This window comes from Cellulomonas sp. P2_B4 (genome assembly GCF_056404795.1).
Window position 1 is genome coordinate 514500 of the sequence record NZ_JBFUDI010000003.1, and the last position, 25644, is coordinate 540143.

A 25644-nucleotide genomic window follows, 5' to 3' on the forward strand; every position below is an offset into this window, starting at 1 on the left:
CGGCGCGGGCGGGCGGCGGTCGGAGCCGGCGTGCTGCCGGAGGAGGTTCACCACGGCACCGTTCAGCGCGTTGCCGACGTTCTGGCCGTACAGGGTGTCGAGCCACTGCGACGCGTAGGGCGCGTCGTTGAACGCGGCGATGACGTCCTTCAGGTACGGCTCGGTGACCACGGCCTGCGCGTCCTTGTTGACGGGGGGCGCGTTGAAGGCCTTGTAGTAGGCCTCCTGGACGTCCTTGGTCGCGAGGTAGTTCAGGAAGTCCGTGCACGCCTTCTTCGGGGCATCGGCCGAGCACGAGTAGCCGTCGACGCCACCCATGATCGCCTTGGGGTCGCCCTTGCCGCCCGGAACCGAGACGAACGGGTAGAAGCCCAGGTCAGGCAGCGGCTTCTCGTCAGGCGTCAGCGAGGCGATCACGCCCGGGTCCCAGGCGCCCATGAGCTCGGCGCCGGCCTGGTGGTTGGCGATGAGGCCTGCCGAGGAACCGGCACCCTGCTGCGCAGAGGTCGACAGGAAGCCCTCGTTGAAGTTGCCGCCCTTGGCGAACTCGTCGAGGTCGTTGCCGGCCTTGGTCCAGCACTCGTCGTCGAACTGCAGCGTCTTGGCGGTCTCGTTCAGGACGTCCTCGCTGCACTCGCGCAGCGCGAACCAGTAGTACCAGTGCGCAGCCGGCCAGGCGTCCTTGCCACCGAGCGCGATCGGCGAGACGCCGTTCGCCTTGAGGGCCTTGTTCGCCGCGACCAGGTCGTCGAGGGTCTTCGGCGGCGTGGTGATGCCGGCGGCCTTGTAGAGGTCCTGGCTGTAGAAGAAGCCACCGGGCAGCGTCGCGACCGGCATGGCGTACGTCTTGCCGTCGATCGACTCGGCCTTGAACGCACCCTCGCCGATGCCGGCCTTGGTCTCGTCGGAGATCGAGTCCGTGATGTCCATGAGCTGGCCCGCGTCGACCATCGCGGCCATCTTGCCGCCACCGCGCTGCAGGAAGATGTCGGGCGCGTCGCCCGCGTTGAGCGCGGTCTGCAGCTTGCCGTCGAGGTCCTCGTTCTGGACCGTCTGGATCTTGATCGTGACGCCCGGGTTGGCGGCCTCGAAGCTCTTGACCGTCTCCTTGAAGAACTCGGCGCCGGGGCCGGTGGTGGCGTTGTTCCAGAACGTCATCTCCACCGGGTTGGAGGCGTCCGCGGTGCTGTCGTCACCGCCGCCATTGTCGGAGCTGGAACATCCGGCGACCGCGAGCGCGATGCCCGCACCGAGTGCGACCAGGGCCGCACCTCGCATCTTCCTTGCCATGAAGGGAACTCCTCTGTCGTCGTTGACGGGTAGGTCGAAGCCTGGCGATGGAGATTCTGCGACGGCGGCCGCGTCGTCGTCAATCGTTATCGATAACGGTTTCGAAACAATTGGCGCCCGTCTATGATCGCCCGGTGGAGTTCCTGCCGCGCGTGAAGATGGCCGACGTCGCCCGCACCGCGGGAGTCTCCGTCGCGACCGTCTCCAAGGTCGTCAACGGCCGGTACGGGGTAGCCCAGAGCACCGTCGACCGCGTCCAGGAAGTCATCGAACAGCTCGGCTACTCCGCGAGCCTCGGAGCGCAGAGCCTGCGCAGCCATCGCACCAACGTGCTCGGCATCCTCGTCGCCGAGTTCGAACCCTTCTCGACGGAGCTGCTCAAGGGCGCGTCCGCCGCTGTCGCCTCGACCGGGTACGAGCTGCTGGCCTACTCCGGCGGCGGCCGCGGTGGCGACGTCGGCTGGGAGCGCCGCTACCTGTCACGGCTTTCCGGCACGCTCATCGACGGCGCGGTCATCGTCACGCCGACCGTCGTGGTGACCAACCACGGCGTCCCCGTCGTCGCCGTCGACCCGCACACCGGGCCGTCGGAGCTGCCGACGGTCGACTCCGACAACTTCGGCGGCGCGGTGGTGGCCACCAACTACCTGCTGTCCCTCGGGCACCGCAGGATCGGGTTCCTCGACGGCCGTAGCGACCTCGAGTCCGCCCGGCTGCGCGAGGCCGGGTTCCGGCAGGCGATGGCCGACGCGGGCGTCACCGTCGACGACGCCTCCGTGCGCGTGGGCGGCTACAAGACCGAGACGGCGCGGGAACCGGCGCGCCAGCTCCTGACGCAGGAGCTCCGTCCGACGGCGGTCTTCGCCGCGAACGACCTGTCCGCCATCGCCACGCTCGAGGTCGCACGCAGCCTCGACCTCCGGGTGCCGGACGACGTCTCGGTCATCGGCTTCGACAACGTGCCTGAGTCGGCACTCACCACTCCCCCGCTGACCACCATCAACCAGCCGCTCCAGCGCCTCGGCGCGGAGGCCCTGACGCTGCTCGTGGACCTCCTCGACGGCGTCGAGCGGGACACGCACGTGCGGCTGCCCACCGAGCTGGTCGAGCGGGCGAGCTGCCGCACGCTCTGACGTCAGCCGCGTCGGCCGGGGGCGGTGCGCCACCGACGAGCACGGCCACCTGGTGGGCACGCTCGTCGAGAGGCGCGAGCACGGCCAGCCCCTCCATATCGAGCTCGTAGTCCCCGGCGAACCCCTCGACTCGGGTCGGCAGCCGTCGAGATCGTCAGGTGAGCTGGTGCGTCAGCGTCTCGGGGTCCGTCGTGGGCCGATCGCACACGAATCCCCGACAGACGTACGCGGTGGGCGCGCCCGCCACAAGCGGTCGGTCCAGGAGGAGCTCGCGAGGTTCGCCCGGTGCGCCGGGCTCCCCGACGGCGACGACCAGACCCGGCGCCGTGGACCGCATCGCGACCGCGTGCAGGGCCGCTGTTCGGCGGTCGTCGCGGGGGCCGACGATCGCCACCTCCCGCGGCCCGTCGAGGATCGCCTCGACCGTGGCCAGCGCGGCACCGGCCGCGCGAGGGAACCTCGTGGCGAGGGAGAGCGCGCCCCGCAGCGCACCTTCGGCGGCCTCGCGGTGACGTAGCGAGCCGGTCACGGCGGCGTAGGTCAGGAGGGCGCCGGCGGCCGCGGACTGGCCGGCGGGCGTGGGTCCGTCGGCGGGGTCGCGCGGTCTGCCCACCCGGGCGACGACGGCGTCCGTCTCGTCGTCGGCGGTGTCGTGGAAGCCGCCGTCGGCGGCGGCGAAATGGTCGAGGACCGTCTCGAGGAGTCGGCCCGCGATGGTGAACCACCGGGCGTCGCCGGTGACCGCCGACAGCGCGAGCAGACCGTCCGCGAGGTTGGCGTAGTCCTCGAGCACACCGGGCGCACTCCCGGGAACGCCGCGGCGCGACGACCGCAGGAGCCGCGTCGACCCGTCTCCGTGCTGCCGCAGGTGGGTCCCGACGAGCGCCTCGGCGGCCCTCACCGCCGCGCCCACCAGGTCCGGCCGATCGAGGAGCGCTCCGGCCTCGGCCAGGGCGGCGACAGCCAGGCCGTTCCACCCGGACACCACCTTGTCGTCCAGGTCCGGTCGCGGCCGGTGCGACCGCGCCGCGCGAAGGCGCCCGCGCACGTCCTCGAAGCGGTGCTGGTCGGGCGGGTCGCCCCGACGCTGGAGCACCGACGAACCGCGCTCGAACGTCCCCTCGGCGGTCACCCCGAGGACGTCGGCCGCCCAGCTGCCCTCGTCATCGCCGAGGATCTCGCGCAGCTCGGCCCGGCTCCAGACGTAGAAGGCACCCTCCCGGCCCTCGCTGTCGGCGTCCAACGACGAGGCGAGACCGCCCTCGGCGGTCCGGAGCTCCGCGAGCATCCACTCGGCGGTCTCGAGGGCGACGCGACGGTAGAGCGTCGTGCCGGTGGTGCGCCAGGCGTGCACGTACACCCGCAGGAGGAGCGCGTTGTCGTAGAGCATCTTCTCGAAGTGCGGCACGGTCCACGACCCGTCGACGGCGTACCGGGCAAAGCCGCCCGCGAGCTGGTCGTACATCCCGCCGCGCGCCATCGCGTCGAGCGTGCGCCGTGCCATCTCCAGCGCGTCGGGGTCGCCCGTGCGCGCGTGGTGACGGAGCAACCACTCCAGCACCATCGACGGCGGGAACTTCGGGGCGCCGCCGAACCCGCCGTCGACGGTGTCGAACGTCGAGGCGAGTCGGAGCACAGCCTCCTCGACCACGTCGGCGTGGCCCAGATCGGGAGCCGGGCTCGCACCTCGGCCCTGCCCGAGCGCCGCCGTGATCGTGCCGGCGCTCGAGACGACCTCCTCGCGACGCGTCGTCCAGGCGGCGGCGACCGCGGCGAGAACCTCCGAGAACGACGCCATCTGGTTCACCCGGCGTGGGGGGAAGTACGTCCCGCAGTAGAACGGCTCCCCCGTCGGCGTGGTGAAGACCGTCATGGGCCAGCCGCCCGCCCCGGTCATCGCCTGCGTCGCCGCCATGTAGACCGCGTCGACATCGGGACGCTCCTCGCGATCCACCTTGATGCAGACGAAGTGGTCGTTGAGGAACGCCGCGACGCCCGCGTCCTCGAACGACTCGTGGGCCATCACGTGGCACCAGTGGCATGCGGCGTAGCCCACGGAGACGAGGACGGGCACGTCGCGGGACACAGCCTCGGCGAACGCGGCGTCACCCCACTCCTGCCAGTCCACGGGGTTCTCGGCGTGCTGCAGCAGGTACGGGCTGGTGGCCTGCGCCAGTCGGTTGCTCACGATGCACCGCCCGCGCTCCGGGGTCTGTGCTGACCGCGGCTGCACCCCGGACGACGTCGGCCGGCACAGGGCGACGGCCACGCGACTGCTGTCACCGCTGGTCCCACCCCCGTCCCACGACTCACCATCACAACACCACCATGGCGGAGCATCTTCGACCCGGCCCGACGAGCGACGGACGCCGAGCTCCCGCCCCCCTCGTCGCGAAGCGCGCCGTGCGGTTGCGGTTCGTCGGGCGGTCCTGGAACGTTCGTCGGATGGACCGCTTCCCCCGCGCCGTGCGCGGCATCACCTCGTGGCGGTCGGCGTGAGCTCCGTGGTCGTCGTCGTGCCGTGGCGTCCTCAACCGTCCCGACTCGACGCGTTCGACCGCCTGGTCACCTGGTACCAGCAGAACCTGCCGGACATGGAGCTGCGCACGATCGACTCCGGTGACACGGTCTTCAACGTCGCGCGGTGCCGCAACAGAGCGGTCGACACCGGGGCCGACGACGACGTCGTGGTGCTCAACGACGCGGACACCATCCCGGAACGGGACCCGCTGCTGCGCGCGATCGACGAGGCGGCCACGACGCGGGCGGTGCACCTGCCGTACACGGAGTACCGGTGGTTCGGCGCCGCCGGCACCGCGCAGTACGCCGCGGGGGTGCCTGCCGAGGACTGCGACTTCGATCTCGTGCGGGGCGCGTGCTCGGGCGTCACCGTCACGACGCCCCGTACGTGGTTCGCTCACGGCGGCCAGGACGAGCGGTTCCGGGGGTGGGGATTCGAGGATGCCGCGTGGTACCTCGCTCACGAGACGATGCTCGGGCGCCCGCCCGTGCGGGTCGATGGGCGCGTCTACGCGCTGCACCACGTCCAGGCGGCACGACGCGGCGCCCAGTACGAGGCGAACGCCGCCCTGATGGCACGCTACGAGGCGGTCGCGGGCGACCGTGCGGGCATGGCTCAGCTGATCGCCGAGGCGCGGAGTGCGCGCAACGCCCTGGCCGGGCCCGGGTCGTGAGCGAGGGAGTCGGCCGCCGTGTCCAGGAGGGTCGTGTCGGAGCGGCTCAGCAGCCGGCCGACCGCCTCGCGCAGCTCGCTCACGGAGGCGCGGTTGGGGTCGAGCACCTCGCCGACGCCGACGCGCTCGATGGCAGCGGCACCGGCGAACTGGTCCGTCGAGAACGGCAGGACCAGCATGGGTGTGGCCGTGCCGACGGCCTCGGTGACGGAGTTGTTGCCGCCGTGCGTCACCAGCAGCGCCGCCTCGCGGAGCAGGCGCACCTGCGGGAGATACTCGCGGACGAGCCAGCCCGCCGGTAGATCACCCAGCTCGGCGGTGGGCGTGGAGCCGCTGGCGACCGCAGCCCGCACCCCGGCTTCGCGCAGTGCGCCCACCACGGTGCGAAGCACGTCGGCTCGGACGGACAGGAAGGTGCCGAAGCTGACGTACACGAACGGTTCCGCGGAGGCGAGCCACGCGTCGACGTCGGGGTCCGCGGGCTCGGTCCGGAGGCTGCCGCCCAGGTACCGGTGCGGCGGGAGGGCGGGGGCGCGCTCGGGCGCGGCCAGCTGCTCCGGGTAGTGGTACAGCACGAGAGGACCGTGCAGGGCGAACGCGTCGTCGGCGGGTGCGATCCCCGGCGCCAGCTCGGTGGCGGCCGCGTTCCACTCGGCGGTGAACCCGGCGGACACCCGACGGCACAGGGCGTCGAGATCGGCGAGGCCGCCCGGGTCGGGTCGGAACGCTCGCGGCCAGACCGGAGGGCATCCGTAGACCTCGTCGCCCACGGGCAGCGCGGTCGGGTGGCCCAGCACCACGTCGCCGTACGGCACCGCCTCGGCCCACAGTGCGAGCCGCGCGCTGTACGCGAGGTGGTCGACCAGGAGGGCGTCGGGCCGCACCGCGTCCACGACGGCCAGGGTTGCGCGGGCCTTCTCCACCGGCTGCCACATGAGGTCGACCAGCCGCTCGCGGGCCTGGTACGCCAGGGTCGGCACCATCCCCTGGCGCGTCGCGTCGAAGAACCCGCGCAGCGAGTCCGCCTCCTCGTCCGCCTGCTGCTCCGCCCGGATGATGCCGGGGTTCGACCCTCGGCCGAGCTGGAGGGGGACGCGCTCGTAGCCGAACGAGGCGACGATGCCTGCGGTCGCGTCACCGCCGGCGACGACCACCCGCTCACCCGCGTCGCGCCACGCCGTTCCCAAGGTCGCCAGAGGGATCAGGTGCGAGGCGTAGTCCGGGCAGATGATCATCAGGGTCATCCGTGACCGACCAGGGACGAGCGGTCCGCCAGCTCGTCGGCCGCGACGCGTCGGTACAGGTCACCGAGGGTGCCCGCCATGCGCTGGATCGTGAAGCTCTCGGCGACGGTCGCGTGCGACAGGGCCGCCCGTCGACCGTCCGTCTCGGCGAGCGACGCGTCGAGCGCGGACCCGATGGCGGCGGTGAGCCGGTCGGCGTGCCAGGTGGCGGTCATGAACCCGGTGACGCCTTGATCGACGTAGGTGGCCGGCCCACCGCCGTCGGGGGCCACGACGACCAGGCCGGACGCCATCGCCTCGAGCAGCGCGATGCCGAACTCCTCCTTGAGGCTCGCGCACACGTAGACGCCGCGTGGTGCGGTCAGCCCGGGCAGGCCGGTACGCGTGGCAGCGACCCAGCGGGCGGCCACGTCGTTGGGTCGATGACCGGGAAGGAGCAGGCCTGCGGCGGCCCGCTGGGCGGCGGGCACGACAGCCTCGATGAGGTCCAGCTGCTCGCGCTCGTCGGCGGAAGGGTGCTCGAGGTCACCCCCCACGACGAGGAGGTTCGCACGGTCGCGCAGCGCGCCGTCGGCCCATGCCTCGACGAGCGTGGCGACGCCCTTGACCCGGTGGAGCCGCCCCACGCTGACGATGAGCGGGAGCGATCGTCGCTCGCCGGGCAGGGCCGCGACCAGATCACGCAGCTCGCGCAGCGCCTCCGTCGGCTGACCGCCTGCGGCGTGCGCCTCCGCCTCGGCCACGGCACGGTCGACGACGACGAGGTCCACGCCCTCGGGCACGATCGTGTGCCGCTCGGGGTGCGCCGTGATGTCGATGCCGACCAGCTCGCGCATGTCGCGTGGCAACGCGGGGCGCGGGAACAGCACGGTGTGCGCGGCGTTGGCGGCCAGGCGCTGCACCAGCCGCGCCCGGAACCAGAAGTGCTCCACCTCGTCGACCGTGCCGAAGTTCTCCCGGGTCAGGCGACCCGCGACGTCGAGCGACCGGATGACTGCATGCGGGTCCGGAGCCACCGTGAAGACCACAGGGAGGTCGAGCTCGCTCGCGACGTCGGCCGCCGCCAGGCTGCCCACGTCGGCCATGCGCAGGTGGATCAGATCGACACCACCGGCGCTCCGCAGGATCCGTCGGATGCCGCGGCGCGCCGCGACCCGCAGCTCCCACGCCGCCGCCATGGGCACCGGCTCGTGCCGCAGAGGGACGCGGCCGTAGTGGTGGCCGGTGCCGCTCAGCGCGCCCAGGTCGGCCGCGGCCTCCGCCACGGAACCGCGGGAGATGGTCAGCACCCGGTCCACCTTCCGCGTCCCGCGAGGCCCGGCGACGAGCGCGTCGCCGAGGCGCACCAGCAGGGTCGCGATCCCCCCGTTGTCGCCCGCGCCCGCGGAGCTCAGCCCCGCGTCGATGTCCGCGTGCAGGAAGAGCTGGGCGATGCTCAGGCCGTCGTGCGCGGTGTCGCGCCGCCACGATGCGGATGCGCCGATGTCCACGAGCGACAACCGTGCGACGTCCGCCAGCTCGTCGGCACCCGCGGCCAGTCTGTCGAGCAGGCCGATGACGGAGGTGTCGCCTGGCCGCTGGCCGAGGGCGGCGACCGCCGCGCCGCGCACCCGCGCGCCCTCGGTTCCGTCCCCGGCGAGCGCCAGCAGGGGCCGGACGGCGACGGCATGCCTGACCAGCCCCAGGGTCTCCGTGATCCGGGCTCGCGCCTCGGGTTCGGTCACCCCGAGCAGGGCGACCTCCAGACCGACCGCCACGGGTTCCGGTGCGCCGGCGGACCACTGCTCCAGCGTCCGCTGGGCGAGCATCGCGCCGAACCCGCCGACGTCGATCATGGCGATGAGCCGCGCGACCGCGTCGGCGCGCGGCAGCCCGGAGCCCAGCACCCACGCGGCGTGCTCGCGGATGAACTGTCGGGGATCGGACAGGAGCCCCGTCAAGGCACGCGATGCCTCGTCGTCGCCGATCCTGCCCAGAGCGTGCACCGCGGCGATCGCCACCAGCTGGTCGGAGTCCTGCAGCGCCCCCGTGAGCACGCGGATCGTCCGGACGCCGGGATCCCGGGTGCTCTCGAACGCCAGCTCGTCGGCGAGGCGCATGCCGTCGACGATGCGGTCGGCCGCACGGAGCGCGTCGAGCGACGTCTGGATACCCACGTGCGTCCTCCGCTCGACGGCGCCGAGCGACGCCGGTCCGATGCTAGGTCGACCCCCGGGACCCGGCTCGTCGAGTTCCTGGGAGAGCTCTCAGGATCGGTTCGACCCGGTGTGCCAACGAGGGACAGACGGGAATACGTCGCCGGATCAGGCGGTTGCCCGGAAACATAGTTGAGCGTTCAATCATCGTGTTCCAGATCCTCCAGAAGGGGCGTCATGTCTGAGATCCAGTTCGGCGTCGACACGTTCGGCGACCTCCCGCGCGACGGTGACGGGAAGGTGGTCTCGCACGCTCAGGCGATCCGAGCGACCCTCGATGAAGCGGTCCTCGCCGACCAGGTGGGCGTCGACGTCATCGCCCTCGGTGAGCACCACCGGCCGGAGTACGCGATCTCCACACCGGAGACGGTCCTCGCCGGGATCGCCACGGCGACCTCCCGCATCCGCCTGGCCTCCGGGGTCACGGTGCTGTCGTCCGACGACCCCGTGCGCGTCTTCCAGCGATTCGCCACCGTCGACGCCCTCTCGAACGGGCGTGCCGAGGTGATCCTCGGACGGGGATCCTTCACTGAGTCCTTCCCCCTCTTCGGCTACGACCTGGCCGACTACGACGTGCTCTTCGACGAGAAGATCGACCTGTTTCATCGGCTGCTCGACGAGTCGCCCGTCACCTGGGAGGGCTCCAAGCGGGCGCCGCTCTTCGAGGCGGACGTGTTCCCGAAGACCGAGTCCGGACGCCTGACGACGTGGGTCGGGGTCGGCGGCTCCCCTCAGTCCGTCGTGCGCACGGCGCGCTACGGGTTCCGGCTGATGCTCGCCATCATCGGCGGCGCACCCGACCGGTTCGCTCCCTACGTGGAGCTGTACCGGCGTGCCACCGAGCAGCTCGGCACGACCGCCTACCCCGTCGGGATGCACTCTCCCGGCTTCGTCGCCGCGACCGACGACGAGGCCCGAGCCCTCTTCTACCCCGGCTACAAGCAGATGCGTGATCGCATCGGGGCACTGCGCGGCTGGCCGCCCCTGCGCCGCGAGGAGTTCGAGGCGGACATCGCCCAGGGCTCCCTGTACGTGGGCTCACCGGAGACCGTCGCACGCAAGATGGCCCACGCCATCCGCGCCCTGGACGTCGGGCGCTTCGACCTCATCTACTCCGCGGCAGGGGCCGTCTCTGCCTCCGCGCGGCTGGACGCGGTCGAGCTCTACGGCAGCAAGGTGATCCCGATGGTGCGCGAGCTGCTCGCCGACGAACCGGCCGTGGCGGCCACCCGATGAGCAGCACGCACCCCCGCACGATCGGCATCCTGGGCGCCGGTAAGCTGGGCACGGTCCTCGCACGTCTCGCCGTCGCCGCCGGCTATCGGGTGCTGATAGCCGGGTCCGGGGATCCGGACAGGATCGCCCTGACGACGGAGGTCCTCACGCCCGGTGCCGTCCCGGCCTGGCCCGCCCACGTGGCTCGCGACGCCGACCTGGTCATCCTCGCCCTCCCGCTCGGCAAGCTCGGCAAGCTGCCGGTCCCCGAGCTGCAGGACAAGGTCGTCGTCGACGCCATGAACTACTGGTGGGAGACCGACGGAGTCCGCGACGACCTCGCCGATCCTCGCACCACGACCAGCGAGCTCGTCCAGGAGCACCTCGGCCGCTCGCGCGTCGTGAAGGCGTTCAACCACATGGGCTACCACGACCTCCAGGACGAGACCCGGTCCGGCTCGTCCGGGCGCAAGGCCATCGCCATCGCGGGGGACGACGAGACCGATGTCGCCGCCGTCGCCGCCCTCGTGGACGGCCTCGGCTTCGAGCCCCTGCCGATCGGACCGCTCTCCGCCGGGGCACTGCTGCAGCCCGGCACACCGGCGTTCGGGGCCAACGTCACTGCCGACGAGCTGCGCACCCTCGTCGCACCCGCGGTCGACGAGCACGAGCAGCACCTCCGACTCGACGAGGTCCCCTGAGCAGCCGGACCGGTCAGCTGGCCGCGTCGCGGACGAGGGCGGTGTCGACGAACTGCTCGAACCTGACGATGAGCCCGCCACGAACGACGAAGTGGTGGGCGACGCGCACCGCCAGCTGCTTGCCGGTCACTCGGTGGCGAGCGGTGTAGCGGGCCAGGACGACGACGTGCTCGCCCTCGGCGACATAGGTGTCGTCGTGGGCGGTCCAGTCCTCCCACTCCGCCCCCAGCCGCTCCATCACGTTGCTCGTCACGCCGTCGGGCGTGCGGTAGGTGCCTGCCAGCGGAAAGCCGGCCATCTCGGTCCACTCCACGTCGGGGGCGAGAGTCGCGCGTAGGCCTTCGAGGTCTCCTTGCGCCGACGCGATGTACTGGCGCCGGACGACCTGGGCCGGAGCGTCCTCGGGGTTCAGCCCCATGACATCTCCCCCTTGGCGACCTTGGTGCCGAGCTGTGCGGCGATCGTCAGGCCGGCGTCCGGGTAGGCGTTCGTCAGGCTGGCCTCGGCCTCGGCGCCATCCGCGGACGCGGCGATGACCTTCTCGAAGTTCTCGAGGTAGCCCCGGGTGTGGGCGATCGCGGTGAGGTCCGTCGGGGCCCCTGCCACCCTGTGCCCGGCGACGACGAAGGAGGGTGCGAGCGCCTCGAGGTGGTCCAGGACCCGGATCCACTCGGCTCGCAGCTCAGGTGTCGGGGAGTCGGCGGTCCACACGTGCAGCCCCTCGAACAGGAGCACCCCGCCGAACAGTGCCCGCGACTCCGGCTCGAAGAGGTACCACGCCCGGTCGCCGAGCAGGTCGCTGCCTCGGCGTACCTCGATGGTGACGCCGTCGACGGTCAGCGTCGGCTCGGCGAGCGAGGCCATGGCGACCAGGCGGGTGGGCAGGTTGGCGCCGAGGTGCGCCCAGGCCTGCAGCTTGCCCTGGTAGCTGTGCTGGATGTGCTCGATCACGTCGGCCGGAGCGAGGAAGCGGGCCTCGGGGAACGCGTCGGCGATGACTTCCGCGCCGAAGTAGAAGTCGGGATCGCCCGCAGTGACGACGACCGTCGTGAGCTCCTTGCCGGAGTCGAGCACCGCGGCGACGATCCGGTGCCCGTCCGCGCGCGTAAAGCCCGCGTCGACGACGACGGCCTCGGTCTGGCCGGCGACCAGGACGCTGGTCTTGTTCAGCGACGCGTCGGTCGCGTCCAGGATCGTGTACGTGAGCTTTGCCATAATGGTGAGCCTAGGATCCACGCCAGGACACCACACGGTCAGAACGGGGATGCCGATGGTTAAAACTGGACACGGCGAGATCCGTCGGGTGCACTTCACACCCCCCGCGGCGAGCGTCGGCGACATCGAGGTGAACACCGTGCGGGGCATCCGTGACCGCGGCGGACGGCACGAGTTCCTCACCTCGCAACGCCTCGACTTCGACCTGCTCATGCACATCGAGAGCGGCACCACCGTGCACACGGTGGACTTCCGCGAACACACGCTGCACCCCGGGGACGTCTTGTGGGTACGCGCAGGACAGGTCCACCGCTGGGGGACGATCGCCGACATCGAGGGACCGGTGGTGATGTTCGGTCCGCGCGGCGCCACCGACGGCACCCGCTCCCTGGTCCGGCCGGACCTCGTGCGCTCGCAGAGCCTCTGGCCCGCGTCAGACCTGGCGGGCACGCCGACGATCGATGCGCTCGGCCTTCTGAACCGGATCGCCGCGACGGGACCGCGCGGGCGCAACGACCTGCACCAGGTCGCACTCGCCCACTCCCTCGGCACCCTCCTGGTCGAGCTCGAGCGAGCCAAGGACTCCGGTGGCACACCGGTGCCCGCGGCCACCCACGAGGCATACGGCTGGTTCCGCGACGAGGTCGAAGAGCACTTCCGGAGCTGGCACAAGGTCGGCCAGTACGCCGACCGCCTGGGCTACTCAGCACGCACCCTGACCCGGTTGGCGCGCCAGCACACCGGTCTCTCAGCGAAAGAGCTCATCGACGAGCGCATCCTGCTGGAGGCCCGACGGCAGCTGAGCCACGCCGACACCTCCGTCCTGCAGATCGCCGAGGAGCTGGGATTCGACGACCCCTCGAACTTCTCCGCCTACTTCCTGAGGCAGGCGGGCATGACGCCGGGCGCCTTTCGCCGGTGGAGCCGAGGATTCGGCGACGAGCGCTCCGCCTCGCCGCGTCCCTCGCGCCTCTAGGATGTCTCGACACACGCCGGACCGAGGGGGATCGATGGGGACGCTTCGAGACATCGCCTCTCTCGCGGGCGTGTCGATCAAGACGGTCTCGAACGTCGTCAACGGCTCGGTACCTGTGAAGCCGGCGACCCGGAAGAGGGTCGAGGACGCGATCGCCCAGATCGGCTACGTGCCGAACCTCGCGGCACGAAACCTCCGCGCCGGCCGCACGGGAGTGATCGGCCTGGCGGTGCCGGAGCTGCGGTTCAGCTACTTCGCCGAGCTCGCGGACGCGGTCCTGGCGGCGGCACAGCAGCACGGGTACGTCGTGCTCATCGAGCAGACCGGGGGCGACCGCTCGACGGAGATCGAGCTGCTCCGTGGCCCGCGGGTCGCGATGATGGACGGCCTGCTCTTCTCCCCGCTCGGGCTCTCGCCCGACGATGCCGACGTGCTCGACGTGCCCTACCCGTTGGTGCTGCTCGGTGAGCGGATCTTCAACGGCCCGACGGATCACGTCACCATGCAGAACGTGGACGGCGCCGCTGCGGCGACCCGCCACCTGCTCGAGCTCGGCCGCCGCCGCATCGCGGTGCTCGGAGCCCATGAGGGCGAGCAGATGGGTTCGGCCTCGCTGCGGCTCGAGGGCTATGCGACGGCGCTGCGCGAGGCCGGTCTCGAGGTCGATCCGGAGCTGGTGGTGTTCCACGAGGGATGGCACCGCACCGATGGCGCCGACGCCGCACGCGAGCTGCTGGCTCGCCGCGTCCCGTTCGACGCCATCTTCGCGCTGAACGACGAGCTCGCCCTCGGCGCCCTGCGGGTGCTCGTTCGTGACGGGCTGCGCGTGCCCGACGAGGTGGCCGTCGTCGGCTTCGACGATGTCGCGGAGGCGCAGTTCGCGCTGCCGAGCCTGACGACGATCGACCCGCACCGCGCACTCATCGCGCAGGCGGCGGTCGACGCCGTCATCCGGCGGATCGCCGAAGGGACACCGAGACGTCAAGCGCCACAGATGGTGGCCGTGCCCGCGACGTTGGTCATCCGGGAGTCCGCCCCGGCGCTCGTTCCCAGTCCCGCCCTCTGATCCGTCTTGACGCCTCTGATCCTCGCGCTTAGACTCCGTTTCAACGTTGGAATTGCAACGTTGAAACCGAAGATCGACGACGTGGTCGATCCCCAGAGAGGCCATTCAATGAAGAAGATGGTTGCGGCGCTCGCGGCGCTCGCTGCGGGCTCGGCTCTTGCGCTGGCCGGGTGCTCGGACTCGACCGGCTCGTCGGGCTCCTCCCCCTCCGGTCCTGTCACGCTGACCTTCTGGCACGGCTACACGGAGGCAGACGGCAAGGTCCTGGACCAGATCGTCCAGGACTTCAACGCGTCTCAGAAGGACGTCACGATCGAGACGACCACGAAGACCTGGGCGGTCATCGGCGACACGCTCCTGACCGCCCTCTCGGCCAACCAGGGCCCCGACATCGTCGCCCTGCCTGCAGAGAACCTGCCCGTCTACGCCTCCAAGGGCGCGTTCGCGACGCTGGACGACTTCTACGCCAGCGACGCCACGAAGGCCGCCTCGCTCAACCCGAACGCCGTCGACATGGTGAAGGTGGACGGCTCCTCCTACGGCGTCCCCACCGGCTTCGTCCCGTTGTCCGTGATCTACAACAAGGCGCTGTTCGCCGCCGCCGGCATCACCGAGTTCCCGACCACCTGGGACGACTGGGTCGCCGACTCCAAGAAGCTCACCATCGACGAGAACGGTGACGGCACCCCGGAGCAGTACGGGCTTGCCCTGCCCGACCACGCGACGGTGGGCAACGGTGTGTGGGCGAGCCTGTTCTACGGCAACGGCGGCGACCTCGTGGACGGGTCGAAGTCCGTCCTCGACTCCAAGGCGAACGTCGAGACACTGACCTACTGGGCCGACGCCGTGACGAACGACAAGATCAGCCCGACCGGTCTGGACGGCGTCGCCTCCGACAAGCTCTTCTCCTCCGGCAAGGCCGCCATGGAGGTCGGCGGTCCCTGGATGGCCGGCGTCGCCACCGAGAACAACATCGACTACGGCATCGCGGCGATCCCCGCGGGTCCCGAGGAGCAGGCCTCCTCGGCGATCGGGATCTCTGCGGCCGTCACGGCGAAGGCCGGGGAGGCCAAGAAGGCCGCCGCGGAGAAGTTCTTCGACTACTTCTACACCAAGGACGTGGCCACGCAGTGGTCGCTCGGCTCCGGCTGGCCCCCGTTGCGCACCGACATCCCGGCCGCAGACGTCGCCTCGAACCCGATCGTCGCCGCGCTGACGGCGATGTCCGGGACGGCACGTCCACTCCTGCCCGGCGTCGCCAACAGCACCGATGTGCTCAAGGCGGTCGACGAGGCGACGCAGAAGGCGCTCGCCGGCGGTGACCCGGCGGATCTGCTCAAGACAGCGTCGGCCTCTGCCCAGCAGTCGCTGGACGACTGAGCCCACCGGACCGACGACCGGCCGCCGGCGCACACGCCTGCAGCGGCGGCCGGTCGTCTCGACGAAGGAACCTGATGGCCACGACCTTGCGCGCACCTCGTGCGAAGAAGCCCTATCGGGCACCGGCGCCTCTGGGCGGCCGGCCGGTAGCGGCCCGCCAGCAGGCACGGATCGCTGCCCTCTTCATGGCACCGGCGCTGCTCATCCTGCTCGCCTTCGTCGCCTGGCCGATGATCTCGGCACTGCGGCTCTCCTTCACGGACGCCAGCGGGTTCGGCGTCCCCAGCTGGGTGGGCCTGGACAACTACGTGCAGGTCTTCACCGACCCGAAGATCCGCACCACGCTCGGCAACACTGCGCTGTACACCGCCCTGTTCACCCCGACCGCGCTGCTCGTGGCGCTCGGTCTGGCCGTGCTGCTGACCAATCGCGCGCTGCTCGGGCGCGACGTGTTCCGTACCGCGCTCTTCATCCCGTTCATCGTCTCGCTGGCCGTCGCGGCCTTCGCCTGGAGCTATCTGCTCGATCCCCAGATCGGCCTGCTCACCTACTGGCTGCGCGCGCTCGGCATCCACGTCGGCAACGTCCTGCAGGACCCCACCTGGGCCATGCCGACCGTCGTGCTCGTCGCGATCTGGAAGAGCCTCGGCTTCTACATGGTCATCTTCATCGCCGGGCTGCAGCAGATCCCCGCCTCGCTGTACGAGGCGGCCAAGCTCGACGGTGCCGGCGCGTGGCGGCGCTTCGTGCACGTCACCGTTCCTCAGCTGTCCAGCACGCTGACCTTCGTGGTGATCTTCGCGATGATCGCGGCTCTGCAGGCGTTCGACCAGATCTACGTGATGACCGGCGGCGGCCCCTACCGGACCACCCAGACCGTGGTGATGGAGATCTACGAAGAGGGCTTCAAGAAGCTCGACCTCGGCCTCGCAGCGGCGCTGTCCTACGTGCTCCTGCTGGCCACCCTGGTGCTCTCCCTGATCCAGTTCCGATTCTTCGGCAAGCGTGAGAAGGACACCGCCGCATGAGCACCATCGCCGTCCCCCGAGCCCGATCCGGACCGCTGGTCTCGCGCTGGCTGCTGGTGGTCGTGGTCACCGTGCTGACGCTGATCATGCTGCTGCCGGTGCTCGTCATCGTCTTCACCGCGTTCAAACCGACCGCGGAGGTCAACGCCTTCCCGCCGACCCTGGTGCCCAGCTCCTGGACGTTCGCGAACTTCAGCCGCATCTTCACCGACCTGCCGTTCGCCCGGCTGCTGCTGAACAGCTTCGTCTTCGCCGGTGGCGTCACGGCGTTCGCCCTGTTGTTCGACTCCCTGGCCGCCTACGCGTTGGCCAGGCTCGACTTCCGCGGCAACCGGCTGCTGCTCACGGCGATCGTCGCGAGCCTGATGATCCCGTTCCAGGCCACCCTGATCCCCGTCTACCAGCTCGTCGCCCACCTGGGCCTGGTCAACACCTTTCCCGGCATGATCGCGCCCCGGGCGGCCGACGCCTTCGGCATCTTCTTCCTGCGGCAGTTCTTCATCTCGCTGCCACGGGACCTGGACAACGCCGCCCGGATCGACGGCGCCAGCGAGCTGCGCATCTTCCGGTCGATCGTGCTGCCGAACGCCGTCCCGGCGCTCATGACGCTCGCGATATTCACCTTCGTCAACAACTGGAACGACCTGCTGTGGCCGTTGGTGTTCACGACGACGCCCGACATGGGCACGATCACCTCGGGCCTGACCCTGCTCACCGGGCCGAGCGGCATCGTGCCCTACGGCACGATGATGGCCGGCTCCCTGATCGCGGTGCTGCCCCTGGCGATCCTCTTCCTGCTGATGCAGCGCCGGTTCATCGAGTCGGTCGCGACGACGGGGCTCAAGTGACCGCGCCCCGCTGGTTCGCCGACGGGCGACTGCACTTCGCCCTGGGTATCGAGGACACGTTCGTCCCCCAGTCGCGGACCGGAGAACGTGCGATCGACGAGTACGACCTCACCGAGCACACGACGCGCTATGCGGCGGACTTCGCGCTGGCCGCAGGGGTCGGCGCCGAGCTCATCCGCTGGGGAGTCCCCTGGTACCGCGTCAGCCCGGAACAGGGCCGTTGGGACTGGTCGTGGACCGACCGCGCCGTCGACGCGCTGCTCGAGCAAGGACTCCGCCCGATCATCGACGTGCTGCACTACGGGACACCGCTGTGGCTCGAGGACCAGTTCGCCCACCCCGACTACCCGCAGCACGTGGCCGAGTACGCCCACCGTCTCGCCGAGCGGTTCGCCGACCGGTTCAGCGACTACACCCCGGTCAACGAGCCCGTCGTGCACGCCCTGTTCTGCGGCGAGTACGGGTACTGGCCCCCCTACCTGCAGGGATCCGACGGGTTCACGCGGATCGCGATCAACCTCGCGCAAGGTTTCGTGAGCACCCAGCGCGCGATCCTCGACGCCGTCGGCGCCGCCGCCACGTTCGTGCACGTCGACGCCGCCATGGGCTTCGTCGGGGACGACACGGCACCGGAGCACCGGGTCGAGGCGACCCGTCTGCGCCACCAGGTCCACCTCATCGAAGACCTGGTCACGGGCCGCGTCGATCGTGACCACCCCCTGCGCGAAGTCATCGCCGAGGCGGCCGGGGACGACACCCTGGCCTGGTTCGCCGCTCACGCCGTGCAACCTGACGTCATGGGCGTGAACTACTACCCCCGGCACTCCACGGAGCTGTTCGAACCGGGCGTGCAGCACGCCGGCGGATTCGTCGACCCGCGCCCGAGCGTCGACCGCGGCACGGACGGGCTCCGAGAGGCGATCACCACGTTCGCGTCCCGGTACGGCGCGCCGGTCATGATCACCGAGACCTGCGTGACCGGCACCGTGGCCGAGCGCCTGCGCTGGCTCGACGACTCCGTCGCTCTCGTCCACGCCATGCGGGCCGAAGGTGCCGACCTCGTCGGCTACACGTGGTGGCCGCTCTTCGACATGTACGAGTGGACCTGGCGGCACAGCGACCGACCCCGGGCCGACCACCTCCTGCCCATGGGGCTGCACGACCTCGTCGAGAGCCCCGACGGGCTGCTGCGGGTCGCCAACCCCGTCGCCTCCCGCTACCGCCAGCACGCCTCCCAGAACCGCACGACGACCCGACCGAGGGAATAGCCCCATGCACATCGCTCACCTCACCCTCAGGCCCGACGCCACGATCGGCCGCATCAACCCCCGGCTCTACGGCTCGTTCGTCGAGCACCTGGGCCGCGCCGTCTACAACGGCATCTACGAGCCCGGCCACCCCCTGGCGGACCAGGACGGGTTCCGCAAGGACGTGATCGAGCTGGTCCGCGAGCTCGGCGTGTCCGCGATCCGCTACCCGGGCGGCAACTTCGTCTCGGCGTTCCGATGGGAGGACAGCGTCGGACCTCGCGAGCAGCGCCCGCGCCGCCTCGACCTGGCCTGGCACTCCACCGAGACCAACGAGATCGGCCTGCACGAGTTCGCTGCCTGGCTGGACGCGGTCGGCAGCGAGCTGATGCTCGCGGTCAACCTCGGCACGCGCGGCACCGCCGAGGCCCTGCAGCTGCTCGAGTACGCCAACCTGAGAAAGGGCAGCGCGCTCGCCGACCAACGGATCGCGAACGGACGCTCCGAGCCGTTCGACGTGCGGATCTGGTGCCTGGGCAACGAGATGGACGGACCCTGGCAGATCGGGCACCGCTCCGCCGACGACTACGGAAAGCTTGCCGCGCAGACAGCCCAGGCGATGAAGCAGTTCGACCCGGACCTGGAGCTGGTCGTCTGCGGATCGTCCAGCTCCTCGATGCCCACGTTCGGGGAGTGGGAGCGGGTCGTTCTCGGCCACGCGTACGACGCGGTCGACTACATCTCCTGCCACGCGTACTACGAGGACAAGGGGGACCGCGCCGCCTTCCTTGCCTCGGGCGTCGACATGGACCGCTTCATCCGCACGGTCGTCGCGACAGCCGACCACGTCAAGGAGGTGCGCGGCAGCGACCGGACGATCAACATCTCCTTCGACGAGTGGAACATCTGGTACAACAGCCGCTTCGAGAACGTCGACCGCATCGAAGGCGTCGACAACTGGCCCCAGGCGCCCCGCCTGCTCGAAGACGTCTACACCGTCACCGATGCCGTCGTCTTCGGCAGCCTGCTCATCACGTTGCTCCGGCACGCCGACCGCGTCACGAGCGCGTCGCTGGCACAGCTCGTCAACGTCATCGCCCCGATCATGACCGAGCCCGGCGGCCCCGCCTGGCGCCAGACCACGTTCTTCCCGTTCGCGGCAACCTCCGCGCACGCGCGCGGCACCGCCCTCGACCTCGCCGTGCGGTCCCCCACCTACCCGTCGCCCGGCCTCGGCGACGTGCCGGTCGTCGACGGCGTCGGCTCGTACGACGAGACCGCCGGGCGCTACACGGTCCACGCTGTCAACCGCTCTGTCGACCAGGCCACCCAGATCCGGATCGACGTCAGCGCGATCGGCGACGCGCTCGAGACCGCGACGATCCGGGCGCAGGTGCTCACCGACGACGACCCGCTCGCCGCGAACACCCTCGCAGACCCCGACCGGGTACGGCTCCACGACCTCGACGTCGTGCGAGAGGGCCGCACCCTCGTGATGACCGTCCCGCCCATCGCCTGGGTGGAGCTGCGCATCGAGGCGTGATGCTGGTCAGGAATCCGTCGGGGGGACCGGTCCGGTGCTGGCGCGCACGACGAGCGAGGTCGGCAGCGTGACGGCCGCGGGCTCCCCGCCCTCGACCAGCTCGATGAGCAGTCGCACCATCTCGCCGGCGATGCGCTCGAGCGGCTGCCGCATCGTGGTCAGCGGCGGGTCGAGCGTGGCGGCCAGCCCGGAGTCGTCGAACCCTCCGACGGCGACGTCCTGCGGGACGCGTCTGCCGGCCTCGCGGAGCACCTGCAGGGCGCCGGCGGCCATCAGGTCGGAGCCCACGAACACCGCATCCAGGTCCGGTCGCCGCTCCAGGAGCGTGCGCATGCCGACGGCACCGCCGTCGCGCGTGTAGTCACCGTGGACCACCAGCGCCTCGTCGTAGAGCGGACCGAGCTCCTCGCGGTACCCCTCGAGCCTCAGGCGGCCCCCGGGGGTGTCCAGCGGTCCGGTGATCGTCGCGATCCTGGTGCGCCCGAGGTCCAGCAGGTGCCGGGTCATGCGCCGCCCGCCGCCCACGTCGTCGGCGGCCACGTAGCCGAGGCTGCCCTCGAAGCCGAGCGGGATGCCGCAGGCGATCATCGGGATGCCCTGCTGCACGAGCGCGTCGAGCAGCTGGTTGCCGCTGTGCGAGGAGATCGCGAGCACCCCGTCGACGTGCCCGGCGCCGACGTAGGACGACACCTGCTTCTGCTCCTCGGGGGTGCCCGCGACCATGAGCAGGAGCGGCATGCTGCGGGCGGCCAGCGCCTGGGCGGCCCCCCGCAGCAGGATCGAGAACGTGGGGTCCTCGAACAGCAGGTGCTGCGGCTCCGTGAGCAGGAACGCCACCGAGTTCGACCGTCCGGTGACCAGGCTCCGCGCGTGCTGGTTGGCCGAGTACCCCGTGGTGCGGATCGCCTCCTGGACGGCCGCGAGCGAGTCCGGGGACACCCAGTGCCCCCCGTTGATGACGCGCGAGACCGTCCCCCGGGACACGCCCGCCGCAGCCGCCACGTCGCGGATCGTCGGGCGTCTGCGCGGCGCGGTCGTCGGTCCCATCGCACGAGACTCTAGGGGAACGGGATCACCGACAGGCGCCTGATCGCGGACGTACCGTCGCGGACGTCCTCGAGCGTGCTCAGTCTTCTCGGACGACGACGACGCCCAGCGCTGGGACGCCCTCCCCTGACTCGTGACGTCGGTCAGCCACGAGGTCGTGCCCGGAGGCGTGCAGAGGCATGACCGTGCTGGTGTGGTTGAGCGCGAACAGCCAGCTGCCGGAAGCGCTCGTCCGACGGACGACCTCCAGGCCATCCGGCGACGGGACGAGGGACGAGACGCCGGAGGCCGCGAGCACGCGTCCGAGCAGATCGGCGAGGGACCGGTCGTCGAGGCGGGTCGACAGGTACCACGCGGCACCGCCCGACCGCGTGCTCCGGCGCGTGACCGCAGGACCGCCCGCCGACGGTCCGTCGACGTAGCTCGCCAGGGCCTCGGCGCCCGTCAACGTCATGCGCTCGGTCCAGACCTCTCCGGTGCTCCCGTCGCTCAACGTCGTGGTCCCCTCGGCCGCCAGCGGCGCGAACTCCTCCACACGCACCCCCAGCAGGTCCCGGAACGCCCCGGGGTACCCGCCCAGGATGACCCGGTCCGAGGCGTCGACGATGCCCGAGAAGTACGAGACGAGCACCTGCCCGCCCCGAGCCACGACCTCGGTCAGCCGGTCCGAGAGGTCCTCCGGTGCGAGATACAGCGTGGGCACCAGGACGACGTCGTAGGCGTCGAGCGTCGACCCGGCCGGCAGGACGTCCACCGCGACGCCCGCGTCGAGCAGCGCGCCGTGCATGCGCCGGGCCAGGTCGAGGTAGCGCAGGTCGACGGTGGGGTGAGCCTCGAGCTCGGCCGCCCACCACGCCTGCGTGTCCCACAGGAGCGCCACGCGGGCCCGCTCGACCTCGCTCCCCCGCACCTCGGCGAGCCGGCCCAGGGTGGCCCCCAGCTCGACGACGTCCCGGAACAGCGCAGAGTCGCGTCCGGCGTGCGGCACCAGCCCGGAGTGGTACTTCTCCGCACCGGCGCGCGACTGCCGCCACTGGAAGAAGAGCACCCCGTCCGAGCCGCGGGCGACATGCTGCAGCGCGTTGCGCAGCATCTGCCCGGGCTCCTTGGCGATGTTGCGCGGCTGCCAGTTGACCGCGCTCGTGGAGTGCTCCATGAGGATCCAGGGGTGGCCCCCGGCCAGCCCGCGCGTCCGATCGGCGCTGAAGGCGAGCTCCGCCCACCCACGCGGGTCCTCGCCCCAGAGGTAGTGGTCGTTGGACACGATGTCGACCAACGGCGTGGTCTGCGTGTAGTCGATCTGGTGGAAGTCGCCCATGACCATGTAGTTGGTGGTGACCGGCAGGTGCGGTGTCACCTCGCGCAGCACCGCCGCCTCGGCCTCGAGGTGCGCGACGAACGCGTCGGAGGAGAACCGCTCGAACGCGAGCCGGTGCCCGGGGTTCGGGATCGTGGTGGTGCGTCGGGGCGGCAGGATCTGCTCGAAGGACGAGTAGCGCTGCCCCCAGAACGCGGTCCCCCACGCCAGGTTGAGCGCGTCGACGTCCGCATACTCCTTGCCCAGCCAGTCGCGGAACGCGGCTGCGGACACGTCGCAGTAGCAGCGCCCGTTGTGGCAGGCGAGCTCGTTGGAGACGTGCCACATCTTCACCGCGGGATGGTGGCCGTACCGCTCGGCGACCACCCGGGCGATCCGCGTGGCGTGGTGCCGGATGACCGGCGAGCTCACGCACCACGACTCGCGGCTGCCGTGCGTGAACCGCAGGCCGTCGGCGTCCACCGGCAGCATCTCCGGGTGCAAGAGGTGCAGCCACACCGGCGGCGCCGCGCTCGGCGTCGCCAGGTCCACCCCGATCCCGGCCTCGTGCAGCAGGTCCAGGACCCGGTCCAGCCAGCCGAACTCGAACCGACCCTCCTCGGGCTCGAGCTCGCCCCAGGAGAAGATGCCGACGCTCACCAGGTTCACGCCCGCCTCGCGCATGAGCGCGATGTCCTCCGCCCAGACCTCCTCGGGCCACTGCTCCGGGTTGTAGTCCGCCCCGAACGCGATGCCCTCGGTGGGCCAGGGGCCGGTCCAGCGCGCGCTCACCGGGTCACCGCCACGAGCACGTCCCACGCGCCGAGCGTGACGGTGTCGCCCGCGGCGAACCGGGTCGGGGTCGGGGAGGACCCGTGCGGCGCCGCGATGACGTCCAGGTCGGTCGGAACGGTTACCACGGTGGCCTCCCAGGACCAGTTGTGGACGACGTGCACGCGCGCGTCGTCGGAACGGGACGAGCTGTGGACGGTGACGCTCGGTGGCAGGTCGGACCAGCCCGCGAGCGGTGTCGGGACCAGCCAGTGCGCGAGGCTGCGGGCAAGGGTCAGGTCCGGCACCGTGCCGACGACCGTCACCCGGCCGGCGCCGTACGCCCGCGTGGTGACCGCGGCCCAGGTGCCCAGGTGCGGGTGGTCGTAGGTGGCCAGGACGTCCGCGCCGTCCGGCACGAGGCACTCCGCCCAGGCCGTCGCCGCCGCGCCCTCGGCGAGCGGGAAGGCGGCGGACCCACGCACCGGGACCGGCTCGTCGAGGTTGCAGAACTCGTCGTACCAGGCCCCGGCGGGCTCGGACAGGCGTGCGGGCTGGGTCTCGGCCCGCGCGCGTGCCTCACCGTCCGCATACCCCGTCCGTGGCCCGACGACGAGGTGCCCGCCTGCCTCGGCGTACCGGCGCAGCCAGTCGAGGTCGCGGTCGGAGGCCGGGTAGTAGCCCGCCGCCACCAGGACGGGGTGCGCGCGGGCCGCCTCCGCCGGCTCGTCGTCGAAGAGGTAGCGCGGGCGCACCACGCGCACCTGCAGCCCGGCGTCGAACGCGCCCCGGTAGAACGCCGCGACGATCCGCGGGTAGCTGTTGGCGTCCTCGGTGCCGTCGCCGAGCTGCAGCGGCGGCTGCGCCGCCAGCGCGAACCGCGCCTTCGTCGAGCTCAGGATCGCGATGTCGGCGTCGGGCGTCGCATCGGCGATCGCGCCACCCGCGCGGGCGAGCTCAGCACCCAGCCGGGCGATCTCGTCGTAGGCCCGACCCGGGCGCCCGCTGTGCGGCAGGATCCCGCCCCAGTACGTCTCCGTGCCGTAGTGCAGCGTGTGCCAGTGCCAGTACTCGACCATCCGCGCACCCCGCGCGACGAGCGCCCAGGCTGCCTGCCGCCACTGGCCCGGGTAGGCCGGGTAGTTGGTGCTCGATCCACCGATCGCCTGGGCATCCGTCTCGGTCACCAGGAACGGCTCGCCGCGACTCGAGAACATCGCGTCGCCCGACTGGAACAGGGTCCAGGTGCCGTTGGTCGTCCAGTACTGCGGCACGACCGCTGCGCTGGGGTGCGCAAGCCCGTCAGCCATGCGGTAGTAGGGGTTCCCACTGGTGACGTCGAGGACGGAGGCGAGATCCGCGTCCTCCAGGGCCGGGCGGTCGTAGGAGATGCAGGTGGTGACGAACTGGTCAGAGCGGGCGAGCTCGCGGACCGCTCGGGCCTGCCAGTCGATCATCTCGGTGGTCAGCCTCGCCTGGAACTCACGCCAGGCGAGGTCGTACTGCGGCTGGGCGTTGCCGTCCGGGGTCCACAGGTCCGCCCACGACGACAGCCGGTGCGACCAGTACACCAGCCCCCACTCCCGGTTCAGGGTCTCGACGTCGCCGTACGTGTGCCGTAGGTGGTCGACGAACCGCTGGAACACCCCGTGGTTGTGCAGGAGGTGTCCACCGGGCTCGTTGTCCACCTGGTAGCCGATCACAGCGGGGTGGTCCCGGTAGCGCTCGACGATCTTGCGCAGGATCCGCATCGCGTAGAGCCGGAACACGGGGTGCGTGAAGTCCGCCTCCTGCCGCGCTCCCCAGCCCATCGGGCTGCCCGTGCGGTCCTCGCCGGCGACCTCGGGGTAGCGCCGGACCATCCACATGGGCAGCGCGTACGTCGGCGTGCCGATGACCACGTCGATCCCCCGGGCCAGTGCTGCGTCGAGGACGGGCTCGAGCCAGTCCAGCTCGAACCTGCCCTCGTCGGGCTCCCACGTGGACCAGACCGACTCCCCCACCCGGATCACCGAGAAGGCCGCGTCCTTCATCAGGTCGAGGTCCCGCTCCAGCGTCTCCGGCTTCGGGTCCTGCCCCGGACCCGCGTACTCGTAGTAGTACGCCGCGCCGAAGCGCACTCGGTCGTGCTGCACAGCATGCTCTCTCTCCGTGGTGGTGGAATCTGCGCCTGTCCCCGGCCCCCGCTCGCCGGGCGGGTCCGCCCCGAGGTCAGGGGAGGTGGCGTGGCTACGGTCGCCGGCGGCGGTGTACC

19 protein-coding genes and 1 pseudogene are annotated in these 25644 nt (G+C 71.2%); 11 read left to right on the forward strand and 9 right to left on the reverse strand.

Translation table 11 applies throughout. The features are described from left to right. Window positions 1-39: 39 nt before the first annotated feature. Window positions 40-1278, reverse strand: a pseudogene (locus tag AC1DZC_RS07340) (ABC transporter substrate-binding protein); the annotation flags it as partial. Window positions 1279-1448: 170 nt separating this feature from the next. On the opposite strand from AC1DZC_RS07340, the gene AC1DZC_RS07345 reads away from it, so the two are divergent. Beyond that, window positions 1449-2423, forward strand: coding sequence for a LacI family DNA-binding transcriptional regulator (locus AC1DZC_RS07345; RefSeq protein ID WP_477042841.1), 975 nt, complete (start codon window positions 1449-1451; stop codon window positions 2421-2423). Between the two features lie 154 nt (window positions 2424-2577). Here AC1DZC_RS07345 and AC1DZC_RS07350 read toward each other — a convergent pair whose 3' ends face one another. Beyond that, complete coding sequence (locus AC1DZC_RS07350; RefSeq protein ID WP_477042763.1) at window positions 2578-4611, reverse strand: thioredoxin domain-containing protein; 2034 nt, start codon at window positions 4609-4611, stop codon at window positions 2578-2580. A 307-nt stretch (window positions 4612-4918) separates the two neighbouring features. On the opposite strand from AC1DZC_RS07350, the gene AC1DZC_RS07355 reads away from it, so the two are divergent. Next, window positions 4919-5617 carry a hypothetical protein gene (locus AC1DZC_RS07355; RefSeq protein WP_477042764.1) on the forward strand — a complete coding sequence of 233 codons (699 nt, stop codon included), beginning with the start codon at window positions 4919-4921 and terminating at the stop codon, window positions 5615-5617. Here AC1DZC_RS07355 and AC1DZC_RS07360 read toward each other — a convergent pair. Together AC1DZC_RS07360 and AC1DZC_RS07365 are read right to left on the reverse strand one after the other, a co-directional pair. Beyond that, window positions 5560-6861, reverse strand: coding sequence for a nucleotide disphospho-sugar-binding domain-containing protein (locus AC1DZC_RS07360; protein WP_477042765.1), 1302 nt, complete (start codon window positions 6859-6861; stop codon window positions 5560-5562). The two genes, AC1DZC_RS07355 and AC1DZC_RS07360, sit on opposite strands and share 58 nt — an antisense overlap. Beyond that, entirely contained in the window at window positions 6858-9017 is a 2160-nt protein-coding gene (locus AC1DZC_RS07365; RefSeq protein ID WP_477042766.1) for a glycosyltransferase, read from the reverse strand. Before AC1DZC_RS07365 ends, AC1DZC_RS07360 begins: the two co-directional genes overlap by 4 nt. A gap of 216 nt (window positions 9018-9233) precedes the next feature. Here AC1DZC_RS07365 and AC1DZC_RS07370 point away from each other — a divergent pair, with 216 nt between their 5' ends. After that, window positions 9234-10292 carry an LLM class flavin-dependent oxidoreductase gene (locus AC1DZC_RS07370; RefSeq protein ID WP_477042767.1) on the forward strand — a complete coding sequence of 353 codons (1059 nt, stop codon included), beginning with the start codon at window positions 9234-9236 and terminating at the stop codon, window positions 10290-10292. Beyond that, window positions 10289-10972 (forward strand): NADPH-dependent F420 reductase, encoded by a 684-nt coding sequence (locus tag AC1DZC_RS07375; RefSeq protein WP_477042768.1) that lies wholly within the window; start codon window positions 10289-10291, stop codon window positions 10970-10972. Before AC1DZC_RS07370 ends, AC1DZC_RS07375 begins: the two co-directional genes overlap by 4 nt. A gap of 13 nt (window positions 10973-10985) precedes the next feature. On the opposite strand, the gene AC1DZC_RS07380 is transcribed toward AC1DZC_RS07375, so the two are convergent. After that, entirely contained in the window at window positions 10986-11390 is a 405-nt protein-coding gene (locus tag AC1DZC_RS07380; RefSeq protein WP_477038016.1) for a nuclear transport factor 2 family protein, read from the reverse strand. Next, a complete protein-coding gene (locus tag AC1DZC_RS07385) occupies window positions 11381-12187 on the reverse strand; it encodes an MBL fold metallo-hydrolase (protein ID WP_477042769.1) in 807 nt (268 codons plus the stop codon). Before AC1DZC_RS07385 ends, AC1DZC_RS07380 begins: the two co-directional genes overlap by 10 nt. A 55-nt stretch (window positions 12188-12242) precedes the next feature. Here AC1DZC_RS07385 and AC1DZC_RS07390 point away from each other — a divergent pair, with 55 nt between their 5' ends. The 7 genes from AC1DZC_RS07390 to arfA all read left to right on the forward strand — a co-directional run bounded on the left by AC1DZC_RS07390 (window position 12243) and on the right by arfA (window position 20275). Then, window positions 12243-13163, forward strand: a complete 921-nt coding sequence (locus AC1DZC_RS07390; protein WP_477042770.1) for an AraC family transcriptional regulator — start codon at window positions 12243-12245, stop codon at window positions 13161-13163. Between the two features lie 34 nt (window positions 13164-13197). After that, window positions 13198-14229, forward strand: a complete 1032-nt coding sequence (locus AC1DZC_RS07395) for a LacI family DNA-binding transcriptional regulator (RefSeq protein ID WP_477042771.1) — start codon at window positions 13198-13200, stop codon at window positions 14227-14229. Window positions 14230-14337: 108 nt separating this feature from the next. Continuing rightward, complete coding sequence (locus tag AC1DZC_RS07400) at window positions 14338-15609, forward strand: ABC transporter substrate-binding protein (protein WP_477042772.1); 1272 nt, start codon at window positions 14338-14340, stop codon at window positions 15607-15609. A 74-nt stretch (window positions 15610-15683) separates the two neighbouring features. Then, the gene (locus tag AC1DZC_RS07405) at window positions 15684-16637 is read left to right on the forward strand and encodes a carbohydrate ABC transporter permease (protein WP_477042773.1); all 954 of its coding nucleotides are present in this window, start codon (window positions 15684-15686) and stop codon (window positions 16635-16637) included. Beyond that, window positions 16634-17485, forward strand: a complete 852-nt coding sequence (locus AC1DZC_RS07410) for a carbohydrate ABC transporter permease (RefSeq protein WP_477038022.1) — start codon at window positions 16634-16636, stop codon at window positions 17483-17485. The genes AC1DZC_RS07405 and AC1DZC_RS07410 overlap by 4 nt, the downstream gene beginning before the upstream one ends. Continuing rightward, entirely contained in the window at window positions 17482-18753 is a 1272-nt protein-coding gene (locus tag AC1DZC_RS07415; RefSeq protein ID WP_477042774.1) for a family 1 glycosylhydrolase, read from the forward strand. The genes AC1DZC_RS07410 and AC1DZC_RS07415 overlap by 4 nt, the downstream gene beginning before the upstream one ends. A 4-nt stretch (window positions 18754-18757) precedes the next feature. Continuing rightward, a complete protein-coding gene (arfA, locus tag AC1DZC_RS07420) occupies window positions 18758-20275 on the forward strand; it encodes an arabinosylfuranosidase ArfA (RefSeq protein WP_477038024.1) in 1518 nt (505 codons plus the stop codon). A gap of 6 nt (window positions 20276-20281) precedes the next feature. Here arfA and AC1DZC_RS07425 read toward each other — a convergent pair whose 3' ends face one another. From AC1DZC_RS07425 to AC1DZC_RS07435, 3 genes are all read right to left on the reverse strand, one after another. After that, window positions 20282-21322: a LacI family DNA-binding transcriptional regulator gene (locus AC1DZC_RS07425; RefSeq protein ID WP_477038025.1), complete on the reverse strand. Its 1041-nt coding sequence runs from the start codon at window positions 21320-21322 to the stop codon at window positions 20282-20284. Window positions 21323-21401: 79 nt separating this feature from the next. Further along, a complete protein-coding gene (locus AC1DZC_RS07430; RefSeq protein ID WP_477042775.1) occupies window positions 21402-23438 on the reverse strand; it encodes a beta-galactosidase in 2037 nt (678 codons plus the stop codon). Next, the gene (locus AC1DZC_RS07435; RefSeq protein WP_477042776.1) at window positions 23408-25525 is read right to left on the reverse strand and encodes a beta-galactosidase; all 2118 of its coding nucleotides are present in this window, start codon (window positions 25523-25525) and stop codon (window positions 23408-23410) included. Before AC1DZC_RS07435 ends, AC1DZC_RS07430 begins: the two co-directional genes overlap by 31 nt. Between the last annotated feature and the right edge of the window lie 119 nt (window positions 25526-25644).